The organism is Gottschalkia acidurici 9a (assembly GCF_000299355.1).
Lineage (GTDB): Bacteria > Bacillota > Clostridia > Tissierellales > Gottschalkiaceae > Gottschalkia > Gottschalkia acidurici.
This window is the reverse complement of sequence record NC_018664.1, coordinates 2,117,471-2,133,527: the sequence shown is the minus strand read 5'-3', so window position 1 is coordinate 2,133,527 and position 16,057 is coordinate 2,117,471. Positions and strand designations below refer to the sequence as shown.

The 16,057-nt window shown below is 30.7% G+C and carries 12 protein-coding genes; 11 read left to right on the top strand and 1 reads right to left on the bottom strand.

What is annotated here, in order from left to right; translation table 11 throughout:
- Positions 1-50 precede the first annotated feature (50 nt).
- The 6 genes from CURI_RS10175 to CURI_RS10150 all read left to right on the top strand — a co-directional run bounded on the left by CURI_RS10175 (position 51) and on the right by CURI_RS10150 (position 7,186).
- On the top strand, positions 51-1,748 hold the full coding sequence (locus CURI_RS10175) for a methyl-accepting chemotaxis protein (protein WP_014968171.1): 1,698 nt from the start codon (positions 51-53) through the stop codon (positions 1,746-1,748).
- Between the two features lie 183 nt (positions 1,749-1,931).
- Complete coding sequence (locus tag CURI_RS10170; protein ID WP_014968170.1) at positions 1,932-3,275, top strand: ABC transporter substrate-binding protein; 1,344 nt, start codon at positions 1,932-1,934, stop codon at positions 3,273-3,275.
- An 80-nt stretch (positions 3,276-3,355) separates the two neighbouring features.
- The gene (gene murB / locus CURI_RS10165; RefSeq protein WP_014968169.1) at positions 3,356-4,270 is read left to right on the top strand and encodes a UDP-N-acetylmuramate dehydrogenase; all 915 of its coding nucleotides are present in this window, start codon (positions 3,356-3,358) and stop codon (positions 4,268-4,270) included.
- Positions 4,271-4,289: 19 nt separating this feature from the next.
- Positions 4,290-5,021 (top strand): PHP domain-containing protein, encoded by a 732-nt coding sequence (locus tag CURI_RS10160; protein WP_014968168.1) that lies wholly within the window; start codon positions 4,290-4,292, stop codon positions 5,019-5,021.
- 28 nt (positions 5,022-5,049) lie between these two features.
- Positions 5,050-5,874 (top strand): RNase adapter RapZ, encoded by an 825-nt coding sequence (gene rapZ / locus CURI_RS10155; protein WP_338028486.1) that lies wholly within the window; start codon positions 5,050-5,052, stop codon positions 5,872-5,874.
- A 43-nt stretch (positions 5,875-5,917) separates the two neighbouring features.
- Positions 5,918-7,186: a gluconeogenesis factor YvcK family protein gene (locus CURI_RS10150; RefSeq protein WP_014968166.1), complete on the top strand. Its 1,269-nt coding sequence runs from the start codon at positions 5,918-5,920 to the stop codon at positions 7,184-7,186.
- A 46-nt stretch (positions 7,187-7,232) separates the two neighbouring features.
- On the opposite strand, the gene CURI_RS10145 is transcribed toward CURI_RS10150, so the two are convergent.
- Entirely contained in the window at positions 7,233-7,898 is a 666-nt protein-coding gene (locus CURI_RS10145; RefSeq protein WP_014968165.1) for a beta/alpha barrel domain-containing protein, read from the bottom strand.
- Between the two features lie 617 nt (positions 7,899-8,515).
- Between CURI_RS10145 and whiA the strand changes: the two genes are divergently transcribed.
- The 5 genes from whiA (at position 8,516) to pyk (ending at position 16,057) form a co-directional block, all read left to right on the top strand.
- The gene (gene whiA, locus CURI_RS10140) at positions 8,516-9,490 is read left to right on the top strand and encodes a DNA-binding protein WhiA (protein WP_014968164.1); all 975 of its coding nucleotides are present in this window, start codon (positions 8,516-8,518) and stop codon (positions 9,488-9,490) included.
- The gene (locus CURI_RS10135) at positions 9,480-9,737 is read left to right on the top strand and encodes an HPr family phosphocarrier protein (protein WP_014968163.1); all 258 of its coding nucleotides are present in this window, start codon (positions 9,480-9,482) and stop codon (positions 9,735-9,737) included. Before whiA ends, CURI_RS10135 begins: the two co-directional genes overlap by 11 nt.
- Before the next feature lie 93 nt (positions 9,738-9,830).
- Entirely contained in the window at positions 9,831-13,130 is a 3,300-nt protein-coding gene (locus CURI_RS10130; RefSeq protein ID WP_014968162.1) for a DNA polymerase III subunit alpha, read from the top strand.
- Positions 13,131-13,330: 200 nt separating this feature from the next.
- Positions 13,331-14,290 (top strand): 6-phosphofructokinase, encoded by a 960-nt coding sequence (pfkA, locus tag CURI_RS10125; protein ID WP_014968161.1) that lies wholly within the window; start codon positions 13,331-13,333, stop codon positions 14,288-14,290.
- Between the two features lie 12 nt (positions 14,291-14,302).
- Positions 14,303-16,057: a pyruvate kinase gene (pyk, locus tag CURI_RS10120; protein WP_014968160.1), complete on the top strand. Its 1,755-nt coding sequence runs from the start codon at positions 14,303-14,305 to the stop codon at positions 16,055-16,057.

Genomic DNA, 16,057 nt, shown 5'->3' with positions numbered 1-16,057 from the left:
ATCTAAATAACTATAAATATATCATAAAAATGTAAATGGAGGACTGTAAATTGAAAATTTCAAAGTTTCTAAAAATTATGGGATCAGTATTTTTAATCCTAATATTAAGTATTACTATAAGCATACTTTCACTTAATAGCGCGTTTGAAGAATCTAGAATAGCTATGAATCGTCAAATAGAGGCTAAAGAATTAGGATTTATGCTAAAAGATTCTTCGGACTATGTAGAAAATCAAATACAAGGTTATGTACAGTTTGGTGAGAAAAAATACTATGATAACTATTGGAAAGAATTTAATGAAACTAAAACAACAGAAGTAGTCATAAAAAGACTGAAAGAATTAAAGATTCCAGATGAATTAATAAAAATAGTACTAGATTCAACATCAGTTTATGAAGGGCTGGTTGCTTTAGAAGAAGAAGCTATGGCAGCAGTGGAAGCCGGAGATTTTGAAAAAGCTAGAAGACTTATATTTAGCTCTGAATATGACGCAGAGATGGAAAAAATAAATACACCTATATTTGAATTTATAGATAAAATGGATAAATCAGTTGCTCAAGATGTAGAAGATTCCAGAGGAAAATTAAAAGGTTTAATAATAACCATAACTATATTAATGGTTATAGCTTGTGGACTTATAGTGTATACATTTATTGTACTGATTAAAAGAGTAAGTAAACTTAGAGAAGTTTCTAATAGACTAAAAGAGTTATCCAATAGTGAGGGAGACTTAACAACTAGACTAAATGTACATAGCAATGATGAAATAGGAGAAATAGTAACTTCACTAAATAGTACTTTAGACAATCTACATAATATGATAACAGATATAAATCATACTAGTCACAAAGTAAATGTTAGTTGCGAAGAGTTCAGGAAGATGACTGATATAGCCAAAGAAGGAAATGAGCAAATAGCAGCTACTATGCAACAAATGGCATCTGGCTCTGAGGAACAAGCTAGCTCAGCAAGCCATGTAGCACATTCCAGCAGTGAACTAAACAATTATATAGATTCATTAAAATTAGATGGTAGTGAACTAAGAGATTCTTCGGAAGAAATACTAAATATAACTGAAGATGGTTCTGTTCAGATGGAAAAGACTACAGAACAAATCGTAATTGTAAATGATATAATAAAAGATGCAACTGATAAGATAGAAACTCTAGGAATAAAATCACAAGAGATATCAAAGTTGATTCAAGTTATAAATGACATAGCGGAGCAAACAAATCTCCTATCCCTTAATGCAGCTATAGAAGCAGCTAGGGCTGGTGAATCTGGAAGAGGATTTGCAGTTGTAGCAGAAGAAATAAGAAACTTATCGGATCAAGTAGGGGAGTCTGTAAGTGATATTACAAGAATAGTACAAGATATTCAAAAGGAAACTGAAAATATGACTAGTGTATTATTAAAAGGATATGATGAAGTAGAAGAAGGAACAAATCAGATAAAGACAACGGGTCAGACTTTTGAAAGTATAAATGAAAAGGTAGTTGAAATGGTAGATAAAATACAGAGAATATATGATGGACTAGATGAAATGTCAAAAAATAGTTCTTCAATAAATGATGCTATAGATAATGTGGCCGCAATAATAGAGGAAAGTACGGCAGGAACACAAGAAGTAGCGGCTACGGTGCAAGAGCAAAGTGATACTATGGAGAATATATCTGATGGAGCGAATACACTGTTTGAATTATCAAATAACTTAGATGATATAGTTAGAAAATTCAAAATAAAGTAAATATCAAACTAATAAGAAATGGAGCTTACCTTAAGGTAAACTCCATTTCTTATTAGTTATTAAAAGGTTAAATACATTTCTAAACTAGAGAATAAAAAGTTATCATAATATTAATTAAAAAATATGTGGAAAAAACATATTAGTTATTGAACTAGAATAAATATATAGCTAGGAGGAGATTTTATGAAGAAGATTAAAAAGGCATTAGCTATACTACTAGTTGTATTTATAGTTCTAGGTCCTATATCTGTGATTGTATTTAATATAGACATATCTGATGATGAAAATAATAGCAATATAGAAAAAGAAGAAGAGAGCTGGAGAGGCGTAATAAGAATGTGGGACTTTCCAAGGTTGGATACAACAACAGGTAGTAGATATGGCTGGATAGAAAACAAAATAAAACGATTTGAAGCAAAAAATCCAGGCGTATTTATAGAGCTTACTCCTATAGATTGGAATAAGGGGCCTATAAAGCTTGAAGTAGGATTAGAGACAGGGAATTTACCAGATATAGCCCCTGTAGGAACAGATTTTTTATATATGAATGATAAAACATTAGAGCCACTAGATAGCTATTTTGAAGATAGTGAAATAAAAGAGTTCAAAGATTTAGCAATAAAAGCCGTGAAAAATGATGGAAAAACGTGGGGAGTTCCATTTATGATGACTACATATGGAGTGTATATAAATCTAGACTTATTTAAAGAGAAAGATATAGAGCCACCAAAAGACGGAAACTGGACTTATGATGAATTTGTAGAGATAGCTAAGAAGCTTACATTTGACTCAGATAATGATGGAAAGATAGATCAATATGGCTTTCATTCATTTATAAAGCCTAATTACTATAATTTATGGGGAATGATATTAAGTGATGACGGAAAAATAGTGAATGAAAAGGATAAAAGTTATACGTTTTATGATAAGCAAGCAATTAGTGGGGTTGAAAAAATAGTAGATTTAAAAAATAAGCATAAAGTCACTCCAGAAGATTTTGGAACTTCCAATGAAAATAAGGCTTGGGATATGTTTAGCAAGGAAAAGAAGGTAGCCATTTACCCAGCAGGATCTTGGGGAGTTAAAGTATTAGAGAATCTAGACAAGAATGGAGAAGGATTTGATTTTACAGTAGTTAATTATCCTACAGGAGATAGTGGAAAACCTACATCACTTAATAATAGTATAAGTGCATATGGAGTATTTAAGCAAAAGGATAAACAAAAGTTAGATACAATAGTAAAGTTTCTAAAATTTCTTGTAGAAGATGAAACACAAAAAGAATTAGAAAAATTAGGTGTATTTAGTGTTAAAAATAATATTGATGAAATGTATGCTGATAATGAGCATATGAAAAGAATAGAGGAAAGTTTAAAGCATACACAAACCATACCTAAACACCCAAAGTGGAAGGAGATGGATAGAATACTACAAAATCAAATTAGATTAGCAGTTATAAAAGAGAAAACATCAAAAGAAGCACTTGAAGAAGCTAAAAGTCAGATAGAACAAATTTTAAGTAACTAATATTGTTTATTAATATGAAAAAAGATATACTTAATGATATATAAGACAATTGATTCATATAGATAATAAGGAGTGGTAACTTGAATAAAGAATTAATATTAAACTTATTTACGCAAATAATAAAACAAGGAAATATACTAATAGATGAACCAATGAAGAAACATACATCATTTAAAATAGGTGGACCAGTAGACTTTTTAATAACTCCTGGAAATATGGATGAAGTATATAAGTCAGTAAAATTATGTCGTGATAATAATATAGATTATATGATAATAGGAAATGGAAGTAATCTTTTAGTAAAAGATGGTGGAATAAGAGGTGTAGTTATAAAAATAGCAGATAAACTTAATAATATAGTTATAGATGAAGATAGAATGATAGTAGAAGCAGGTGCACTTCTATCAACAATATCTAAGACTGCACTAAAAAACTCATTAGCTGGACTTGAATTTGCAAGTGGAATACCAGGCACTATAGGTGGAGCAATGACCATGAATGCAGGGGCATATGGCGGTGAGATGAAAGATATAACAGAGAAAGTAAAATGCATAGATAGACATGGTGATATAATAGAGCTTAATAATGAAGAAATGAACTTTGGATATAGAAAAAGTCGAGTTGAAGAGGAAAATTTAATAGTACTTGAAGTAGAAATTAAATTAAGAAAATCAAATTATGAGGATGTAAAAATGCATATGGATGAGCTTAATAAAAAAAGAACTACTAAGCAACCATTAAATTTACCAAGTGGTGGAAGTACATTTAAAAGACCAACAGGATATTTTGCAGCAAAATTAATAGAAGACTGTGGACTAAAGGGAGTTACACATGGAGGAGCACAGGTTTCAGATAAGCATGCAGGATTTATAGTAAATATAGATAAAGCTACAAGTAAAGATGTTTTAAACTTGATAGAAACGGTAAAAAAAGTAGTAAGGGATAAATTTAAAGTTGATCTTGAAACAGAAGTAAAAATAGTAGGTGAAGATTAATAACAAAGAGGTGTAACTAGTGAAAATATTTGGGGACTACCATACTCATACAGTATATAGTCATGGAAAAGGAACTATAAGGGATAACGTGGAAAGTGCCATAAAAAAAGGGCTAAAAGAGATTGCTATATGTGACCATGGACCTGATCATATGTTTTTTGGAGTTAAAAAAGAAAACTTCAAAAAGATGAGGCAAGAAATAGATGAACTTAATGATGAGTATAAAAATATAAAAATACTATTAGGGGTAGAAGCAAATGTAATAAGCTTTGAAGGTGAGATAGATGTGGATGATGAGATCTTAAGACTAATAGATATACTTTTAGTTGGATTTCACTTTGGATCAAGGCCTAAAACTTTAAAAGATGCATATAATATGTATATATTTAACAAAGTTTTATCGAAATCAAGAATTATTAGAAAGAAATCTAGATATTTAAATACGAAAGCATTAATAAATGCGATAAATAATTATAATATAGACTTAATAACACATCCAGGGGCAAAGGTGAATATAGATACTATTGAGTTAGCAAGAGCTGCAGTAAAAAGAGGAACAGCTCTTGAGATAAACTCTAGCCATGGATATTTGACAGTTGATGGTATAAAAGCGGCTATGAACGAAAATGTAAACTTTATGATAAATAGTGACGCTCATACGAAAGAGCGAGTAGGAGATGTGCAAAGTGGTATAAATAGGGCAATAGAAGCTGGATTAAATAAGAATCAAATAATAAACATAGAAAAATAAACTATTCATGAAAGGAGTAATTTACAATATGCAAATAGTTATAATAACAGGACTTTCAGGGGCAGGTAAAAGTCAAGCATTAAAGGCTATGGAGGACAATGGCTTTTACTGCATGGACAACCTACCACCTGCTTTACTTCCAGACTTTGTAAAACTATGCTCCAAATCTCAGGATAGTATAGATAAAATAGCACTAGTGTTGGATATTAGGGGTGGCGATTTTTTCAATGATTTGTTTAAAAATCTAGATATATTGGAAGAGCAAGGATTTAATTATAAAATACTATATTTAGACTCTTCTGATAATACTTTAATAAAAAGATTCAAAGAGTTAAGAAGACCTCATCCACTAAATCCAAGAGGTAGAATAATAGATGGAATAGATAAAGAAAGAGATATATTAAGAGAGGTCAAGCGAAAGTCAGACTATATAATAGATACATCAGGGTTAACGATTGGAATACTTAAAGAAGAAATCTTTAAGATATTTTTAGAGGGAAAAGAATCGGGAAATCTAACTCTTTCTATTATGTCATTTGGGTTTAAGCAAGGAGTTCCAATAGATGCTGACTTATTGTTTGATGTGAGGTTTTTACCAAATCCATACTATATACCAGAATTAAAAGAATATACAGGAAATGATATTCAAGTAAGAGAATATGTAATGAAGTGGCAACAGGCACAGACTTTTCTAAATAAATTAGTAGATATGATAGAGTTTTTAATACCTTTTTATATTAAAGAAGGAAAAACACAATTAATTATAGGAATAGGATGTACTGGTGGAAAACATAGATCGGTAACTATAGCAAATGAGCTTTATGAATACTTGAAAGAAAAAACCATAGAGTAACTATAAATCATAGAGATATTGATATACACTAAAGGGGAAAATCATGAATATTAAAAATTGGATTAAACCAGGATTGGGAATAAAAAGATGGATATTTTTAGGTATACTTGGAATGATATCATTCTCTACAGGAATTTTTAGTATGGGTATTGATATTTCGAGCGATATACTAGACAAGGCACATATATCTATAGCCCTCATTATATTAGGTATAATATTGATATTTATAGGTATCAACAATTCTTTTGCTTCGATACTAAAAGTGGTAAACCAATATAAAAATTGTGGAAATATGAATAGAGAAAAAGTAAATAAATTGATACACAGAGACAAAATACTAAACAAAGGACCTAAAATAGTAGTAATAGGAGGAGGGACAGGACTTTCTGTACTACTAAGAGGGCTTAAAGAATATACATCTAATATAACTGCTATAGTCACGGTTGCTGACGATGGAGGAGGATCAGGTGTACTAAGGGAAGACCTAGGGATGTTGCCACCAGGTGATATAAGAAGCTGTTTACTTTCATTAGCTAATACAGAACCTGCTATGGAAAAAATACTACAATATAGATTTAAAGATGGTAACTTAAAAGGTCAAAGTTTTGGAAATTTATTCATAGCTGCTATGAATGAGATACATGGAAACTTTGAAGTAGCAATAAAGGAAATGAGTAATGTATTAGCTGTAACTGGTAGAGTAATTCCTATGACTCTTCAAGATGTAAAGCTATATGCAAAATTAAAAAATGGAGATATAGTTCAGGGAGAGTCGAATATACCGGAAAAAAGCAAAGAATTAGGAAGCAAAATAGAAAGCGTATTTTTGAAACCCAAAAAAGTACATTCACCAGAAGATGCAATAAAAGCAATAAGAGATGCAGATTGTATAGTACTAGGTCCAGGAAGCCTTTATACGAGCATAATTCCTAATTTACTAGTAAAAGATATTGTAAAAGAAATAGATAAGTCTAATTCTATTAAGATATATATATCTAATGTCATGACACAGCCAGGCGAGACAGATGATTATAGTGTTATAGATCATATAGATACTATACACAAGCATACTAAAAAGGACATAATAAACTATGCGATTGTTAATAATGGAAATATATCAGACACTACTTTAGAAAAATATTTTAAAGACGGAGCTAAACCAGTTATAATAACAGAAGAAGAGAAGGAAGAACTACTATCGAAAGGCATATGTGTTGTAGAGGATAATCTTATAGATATAAAAAAGAACTATATAAGACATAATGCCGAAAGACTTAGTGAAATAATAATTGGTATAACTAGTCGGATATAGCATCTAAAAAAATAAAAAGCTAAAGTAATTTTAATTACTCAGCTTTTTATTCGTTTCTATATTTATCCATAACACCGGAAAATAAATTTGACATAGATGGTGGAGTATAAGTAATGGCATTTGCACCAGCTTCTATAGTTCTTAAAATAGAGTCATCATTAGGTCCACCAGTAGCTATGATAGGGACGTCAGGGTACTTCTCTCGTATACTTTTTACAATATCGGGAGTTCTTGATGCACCAGAAACATTAAGTATATTAGCACCATATTTAAGTCTAGACTCTATATCTGATTTTTCAGAAGTTACAGTTACAACTATCGGTATATCTATAGTGTTAGCAAGCTCATCTATAACTTCATTAGATATAGGAGCATTAACAACTACACCTATTGCACCTTGAAACTCAGCATGTAAAGCGAGGTTTATAGTTCTTTTACCAGTAGTAAGACCGCCACCTACGCCACAAAAAACGGGGATATCTGCTGCTGTCATTAGTGCTTGGGTTATTATAAGCTGAGGTGTGAAAGGATAAACAGCTATAACTGCATCGGCATTTATATTTCTTATAATAGCTACATCTGTAGAAAAAACTAATGATTTTATTAGCTTTCCATTGACTCTTATTCCAGACACATTGTCAATTACAGACGGAACATATATCATATTTTTTCTAAGATAGCTTGAAACGCTAGGGATATTATTTTTAATCATGACATCCTCCTTTTTATTAATAATATAGATTAAATAAAATTTATCATTAAATTATAACACTAAGCGACATGTATTCCAACTAAAAAAATAAGATGTTAGAATTTCTGGAAACCTGTTGTATAGTATAACTATAGCTTATATTAATTATTCTATCAACTATGACAAATCTGAAAATATTTAAAAACATAAAATATATGACTTAAAATGTTAATAGTTGAAAAAAATTAAGCAATATGATAATTTAAATAGAGTGGTACTATAGAGGAAAACGTATATTAGTGCATGATTTAGAGGTATGTCAAAAGTCGGGGTAATAAATTAATGCATGATATAAGGTCCGCTCTTAATTGAAAAAATTGAATGAAGTTTAGTATCACAAAAGACAAGGTTGATCAAAAAAATAAAATAGTTTATAGTTATAGAAGTTTAGAAAAAATCCGGGGTAAAATCTAAAATAGAAAAATATTAGTGAAAATATAATATAAAGTTATAAATGTAAAATATGATTAATAAAGTGCTTTAGTAGTCTTAATCACTGTATAAAAATAAGGTAATTAACAGATGTGAAAAAAATATAAAAGTAGATTTATTTATATTTAGAAGGGGTAGATATATATATGTTATCGTTCTCATCCACAACAAAAAATGAACTTTCTAGGATAAATATAGAGGGAAACTGCTGTATACTAGCTGAATTAGCAGCACTTATAAGAATGAACGGTAGCATTCAGATAAATGGTGTAGGAAGAGTAAACTTAAAATTTTCTACAGAAAATGCTGCTATAGCTAGAAGAATATTTACCTTAATTAAAAGTTTATATAATATTCAAACTGAAGTTATGGTTAGAAAAAACAAGCAATTAAAAAAGAATAATAATTATTTAGTTTTCATAGATTATTCAAATAATGCAGAAAAGATATTGCTAGATACAGGAGTTTTGAAACAAGACAAGTATAGCTATTATAGTATAAACTATAGCATACCTCAGCATCTGATCAAAGAGAGATGCTGTAAAAGAGCGTATATAAGGGGTGCCTTTTTAGGTGGAGGATCAATCAGTAATCCTGAGAAAACGTATCACTTAGAGTTTGTAACTAATAGTAAAGAACATAGTGAAGATTTATGCAATTTAATAAATACATTTGGACTGAATGCAAAAATAGTTATTAGAAAAGACAACTATGTAGTTTACTTAAAAGAAGGAGAACAAATTGTAGACTTATTAAATATAATAGAAGCTCATACGTCACTTCTTAAACTGGAAGATATTAGGATTTTGAAAGAAGTAAGAAATAACGTAAATAGGATAGTAAATTGTGAGACAGCCAATTTAGCAAAAACTATAAATGCATCTATAAGACAGATAAATAATATCAAATATATAGATAGTGTAATAGGAATAAATAATTTGCCTGAAAATTTAATAGATGTAGCGAGGTTAAGAGTTGAGAATAGAGATGCTAGCTTAAAAGAATTAGGAGAAATGCTTAATCCACCGGTAGGGAAGTCAGGGGTCAACCATAGATTAAGAAAATTAGATGAGATAGCTGAAGATTTAAAGAAAAAGGGGGAGAAAAAAATTGATACATAAATCAATTGAAATAAAAAACAACGAGGGACTTCATGCTAGAGTTGCAGCACTATTCGTTCAAACATGTAGTAAATATAAAAGTGATATCTATATAGAAAAAAATGGCATGCAAATTAATGCAAAAAGTATAATGGGTATAATGGCATTAGGAGCTTCTAAAGGCGAAACAATAAATATAATTGTAGACGGATACGATGAAGAAGAAGCTATGAAAGCAATAGAGGAGCTTCTAAAAGATCTAGGGTAAATTTTTTAGAAAGACCTAAAAATTCTATGATTTCTGATATAATTAAAGATAGTGAGATTCACTATCTTTTTTAATTGAAAAGGATGATAAAATATGAAAAATAAATTTACACACCTTCATGTCCATACATCCCATAGTCTTTTAGATGGTTCAGTTAGAATAAATGAATTAATGGATAGAGTAAAAGATTTAGGCATGGAGAGTATAGCTATAACAGACCATGGAAATATGTTTGGAGTAATAGAATTTTACAAACAGGCAACTAAAAAGGGAATAAAGCCTATACTGGGATGTGAAGTATATGTTACTAAAGGAAACTATATGGAGAAGGACAAGTCTAAAGAAAGAGAACAATACCATTTAGTTTTACTTGCAGAAAATGACGAAGGGTATTTAAATTTAATTAAAATAGTATCAGAAGGATATATTAATGGGTTTTACTATAAACCTAGAGTAGACCATAATGTATTAAAAAAATATAGTAGTGGAATAATTGCGTTAAGCGCATGTTTAGGTGGAGAGGTTCAAAAACACTTAATATATAATGAATATGATGAAGCTAAAAAGATAGCAAATATATATAATGAAATATTTGGACAAGATAATTTTTATCTAGAAGTTCAAGACCACGGAATGAGAGAACAAAAGTTAGTGAATCAACAGCTTATACGATTAAGCAGAGAAACGAACATACCATTAGTAGCAACAAATGACATTCATTATATAAGAAAAGAAGATGCAAAAGTACATGATGCACTTCTATGCATACAGACGGGCAAAACTATAGATGAAGAAAATAGAATGAAATTTCCATCTGACGAGTTCTATTTAAAATCTTACGAAGAAATGAGATCAATGTTTCCTAGCTTAGAAGAAGCGTTAGAAAATACAGTAAAGATATCAGAAAGATGTAATGTAGAGTTAGATTTTAATACAATACACTTACCAGAATATGATATTCCAGATGGGACTACCAATTCAGAGTACTTTAGAAAACTATGTTATGAAGGACTAAAGAATAGATATGAGATCATAACAGAAGAAATAAAAGAAAGATTAGAATTTGAAATAGAAACTATAGAAAAAATGGGGTATGTAGATTACTTTCTAATTGTTTGGGATTTTATAAAATATGCAAAAGATAATGGAATAATGGTAGGTCCAGGTAGAGGTTCAGCAGCGGGAAGCTTGGTGTCTTATACTCTTGGAATAATAGATATAGATCCATTAAAGTATGGACTACTGTTTGAAAGGTTTCTAAACCCAGAAAGAATAAGCATGCCAGATATTGATATAGATTTTTGCTATGAGAGAAGAGAAGAAGTAATAGATTATGTAGTTGAAAAATACGGAGAAGATAGGGTAGCGCAAATAGTTACATTTGGTACAATGGCAGCAAGAGGTGCAATAAGAGATGTAGGAAGAGCTATAAATGTATCTTATGGAGAGGTAGATGCTATAGCTAAACAAATTCCTGTAGAAATAGGAATGACTATAGAGAAAGCTTTAGTTATGAATAAAACATTGAAAGAAATGTATGATAAAAATGAAACTGTAAAAGAAGTTATAGATTTAGCACGTGCAGTAGAAGGACTACCTAGACATACATCGACTCATGCAGCAGGAGTTGTTATATCTAAGCTACCAATAACAGAATATGTTCCACTTTCTAAAAATAATGATTCTATTACTACTCAATTTACTATGACTGAACTAGAAGAACTAGGATTATTAAAAATGGACTTCTTAGGTCTGAGAACTTTAACTGTAATAAGAGATGCACTAAAACTTATAAAAGATAACTATAGTAAAGATATAGATTTTTCGCAGTCAAATCATGACGATCCAAAAGTATATGAAATGTTTAGTAGAGGAGAGACTCTAGGAATATTTCAATTTGAGAGTTCTGGAATGAGACAAGTTTTAAAAGAATTGAAACCAACAGGATTTGAAGACATAGTAGCAGCGAACTCACTTTATAGACCAGGACCTATGAGTCAAATACCAAGATTTATAGAAAATAAGGAAAATGCATCAAAGATAGTATATGCTCACCCTAAACTAGAACCAATATTAAACGTTACTTATGGATGTATGGTATATCAAGAACAGGTAATGCAGATAGTTAGAGATATTGGTGGATTCTCGATGGGTAGATCCGACCTAGTTAGAAGAGCTATGGGTAAAAAGAAAATGGATGTAATGGAGGAAGAAAGAAAAAATTTCATATATGGTAAAACTAATGAAAATGGTGAGGTAGAAATTGCTGGTGCTATAAAAAATGGAGTAGATGAACATATAGCGAATAAGATATATGACGAGATGATAGACTTCGCAAAATATGCTTTCAACAAATCACATTCAGCTGCATATGCGGTAGTAGCATATCAAACAGCATGGTTAAAACTATATTATCCTGTAGAGTTTATGGCAGCACTTATAACTAGCATTATGGGGAACTCTACATCGGTATCTCTGTATATCGAAGAATGTAAAAGATTAAATATAGAAATACTTCCTCCAGATATAAATGAAAGTTTTGCTAAGTTTACTGTATCAAATGGAAAAATAAGATTTGGACTATCAGCCATAAAAAATGTAGGAGCATCTGGTATAGAAGCAATAACTAAATGTAGGGAAACTGATGGCAAATATAAGAACTTCACAGACTTTTGTAAAAGAGTAGATTCAAGTGCTTTAAATAAAAGAATGTTAGAAAGTTTAATAAAGTCAGGTGCATTTGACTCTTTTGGTGTAAAAAGAGCACAACTTTTATCTGTATATGAAAGAATAATAGATGGAATAAATAAAGATAAAAAAAGAAATGTAGAAGGACAATTTTCTTTATTTGATACTGTGGAAGATGATAAAAATGAATTTGATATAGAAAACTATCCAGATATAGAAGAGTTTGAAGAGAGAATTTTACTTGCTATGGAAAAAGAAATGATGGGAATATATATAAGTGGACATCCTTTGTCATCATATAAAGAAGACTTAAAAGATGTATCTAATACTAATACTATAGAGATAAATGAAGTAAATGAAAATCAAGGAGTAAAGCCTATAAGTTCTAAAATAAAAGATGGAAGTTTTGTAACTATAGGAGGAATAATATCTAAAAAGCAAAATACAATAACTAAGAACAATAATATGATGTGCTTTGCTACTTTAGAAGATTTATATGGATCTATAGAAGTTATAGTATTTCCACAGGTTTATGAGAAATATGGTAAGTATGCGATAGAAGATGAAGTTGTAGTGGTAACAGGTAAATTAGTAATGAATGAAGAAGATAATCCTAAGATAATATGTGATAAAATAGAGCCAATAAATGATGCAAAAGACAGAAAGAAAAGACTATATATAAAAATACCAAAAGAAAACAATTAAGCATAATGGGAGAAGTGAAACTTATACTGTACAAATATAAAGGATTAACACCAGTATATGTTTATGTAGAAAAAGTAAGAAGACTGTTGTGGCAGAAAGAGATTATTGGGTAGATATAAAAAAGATGACTTATATGGTGAGTTAGAAAATATACTTGGAGAAAACTGTGTAGTAGTAAAATAAGAAGAGGGAGGATAAAGATGAAAACTATAGGGGTACTTACCAGTGGTGGAGATGCACCAGGAATGAACGCAGCTATAAGAGCTGTGGTAAGAACAGGAATATATAACGGGATTAAAGTTATGGGAGTAAAAGAAGGATATAATGGCCTTATAAAGGGCAATATATCAGAGATGAACCTTTCATCCGTGGGAGATACCATACACAGGGGAGGTACGATTTTAAGATCAGCTAGAAGTGATGAATTTAGAACAGATTTAGGCAAGAATAGAGCTTTAACTGTAATGGAGATATTTGGGATAGAAGGACTTGTAGTTATAGGTGGAGATGGAACTCTTAGGGGAGCTAATGATTTAAATAAGCTAGGGGTTCCGGTTATAGGAATACCAGGAACTATAGATAACGACCTAGCCTATACAGACCTTACTATAGGCTTTGATACTGTTGTAAATACAGTAGTAGATTTGATAAGTAATGTTAGGGATACATCTGCTTCACATGGAAGAGCTAATATAATAGAAGTAATGGGAAGAGAATGTGGAGATATTGCATTGTGTTCGGGGCTTGCAGGTGGAGCAGAAAGTATAATAGTGCCAGAAGAAAAACTAGATATAGATGAAGTGTGTAAGAAATTAATTCAAGGAAGAAACAGAGGTAAACTTCATAGTATAATAGTTTTAGCAGAAGGTGCAGGGAATGCATATGAATTAAAAAATAGTATTGAAGAAAAGACAGGTATAGAAACTAGAGTAACTATACTAGGACACATTCAAAGGGGAGGAAATCCAACAGCGACAGATAGAATAATAGCTAGTAAAATGGGGGCAAAATCTGTAGAGCTTTTAATGAAAGGAATTTCAGGTAAAGTTGTTGGAGTAAGAGACAATAAGATCATAGATATGGATATAGATGAAGCTCTTTCAATGAAAAAAGAATTTGACAGTGAGACTTATAAACTATCTAAAATGATTTCAATATAAGGAGTGGTTTTATTGAGAAAGACAAAAATAGTTTGTACCGTGGGTCCATCTACAAAAAGTGAAGAAATGTTAGAAAAAATAATGCTTAAAGGAATGAATGTAACTAGACTAAATTTCTCACATCAGACACGTAAAGAACATAAAAAAATGATTGATAGTATAAAAAAAGTAAGAGAAAAGCTTAACTTACCCGTGTCTATAATGCTAGATACTAAAGGACCTGAAATAAGAACAGGGGACTTTGAAAACGGAGAGATAGAAATTAAAGAAGGCAGTGAATTCATTTTAACTACAAGAGATATACTAGGGAACAATGAAATAACCAATATAACATATAAAAACTTACCTAATGATATAGCAATAGGAAATAAGATTTTAATAGATGATGGACTTATAGAACTAGAAGTAATAGAAAAAAGCGACACTGATATAAAGTGTATGGTTAAAAATGGAGGTATAATAAAGAATCATAAAGGTGTAAATGTTCCGGATGTACAAGTAAATTTACCAGCCATTACGGAGAAAGATATAGAAGATATAAAGTTCGGAATAGATAATGAGTTAGACTTTATAGCAGCATCATTTATAAGAAAAGCTACAGATGTAATAGAAATAAGAAAAATACTAGAGGAAAACAATGGAGAACATATTCAAATAATCTCTAAAATAGAAAATCGTGAAGGTGTAGAAAATATAGATGATATAATAAAGGTTTCAGATGGGATAATGGTGGCTAGGGGAGATTTAGGTGTAGAGATACCTCCAGAAGAAGTTCCACTAGTTCAGAAGATGATAATAAAAAGATGTAATGAAGCAGGAAAGCCAGTTATAACAGCAACACAGATGTTAGACTCTATGATGAGAAATCCAAGACCAACAAGAGCAGAAGTAACGGACGTAGCAAATGCAATACTGGATGGTACAGATGCTATAATGCTATCAGGAGAAACTGCCGCTGGAAAATATCCAGAGGAATCAATACAAACTATGAATAATATTGCCATTAAGACGGAGAGCTCACTGAATTACGAAGAGTTGTTAAGAAACAAAACTATAGGAAGAGATATAACTATAACTAATGCAATAAGTCATGCTACATGCTCTACTGCACAAGACTTAGGGGCTGCTGCAATAGTTACACCAACTTCTTCAGGATATACAGCAGTAGCAGTTTCTAAATATAGACCACATGCACCAATAATAGCAACAACACCAGACGAAAGTGTAATGAGAAAATTATCATTAGTATGGGGAGTTTATCCTTTAAAATCTAAGCATGTTGAGACTACTGATGATATAATAGACTCATCAGTTGAAGCTACTTTAGAAAAAGGGTATTTTAAACAAGGGGATCTAATAGTAATAACAGCAGGAATACCAGTAGGAGAAATAGGAAGTACTAACTTAATAAAGGTTCACATAGTTAGTAAAACATTATTAAGAGGAATAGGCATAGGGGAAAAATCTATAAGTGGAAAAGTTTGTATAGCATCAGATAGAAAGAAACTACAGGAGTCGTTTGAAGAAGGAGATATAATCGTAGATATAGCTACAGACAAAGATATAATAGAATACTTAAAAAAAGCATCTGCAATAATAACAGAAAGTGGAGGACTCACTTCACACGCTGCAATAGTCGGTTTAAACTTAGGAATACCAGTTATAGTAGGCGTTGAAGATGCTACTACTAAGCTTAAAAATGATGAAGTAATAACAGTAGATAGCGTCGGAGGATTAATATACAAAGGAGAAGCGAAGGTGTTTTAA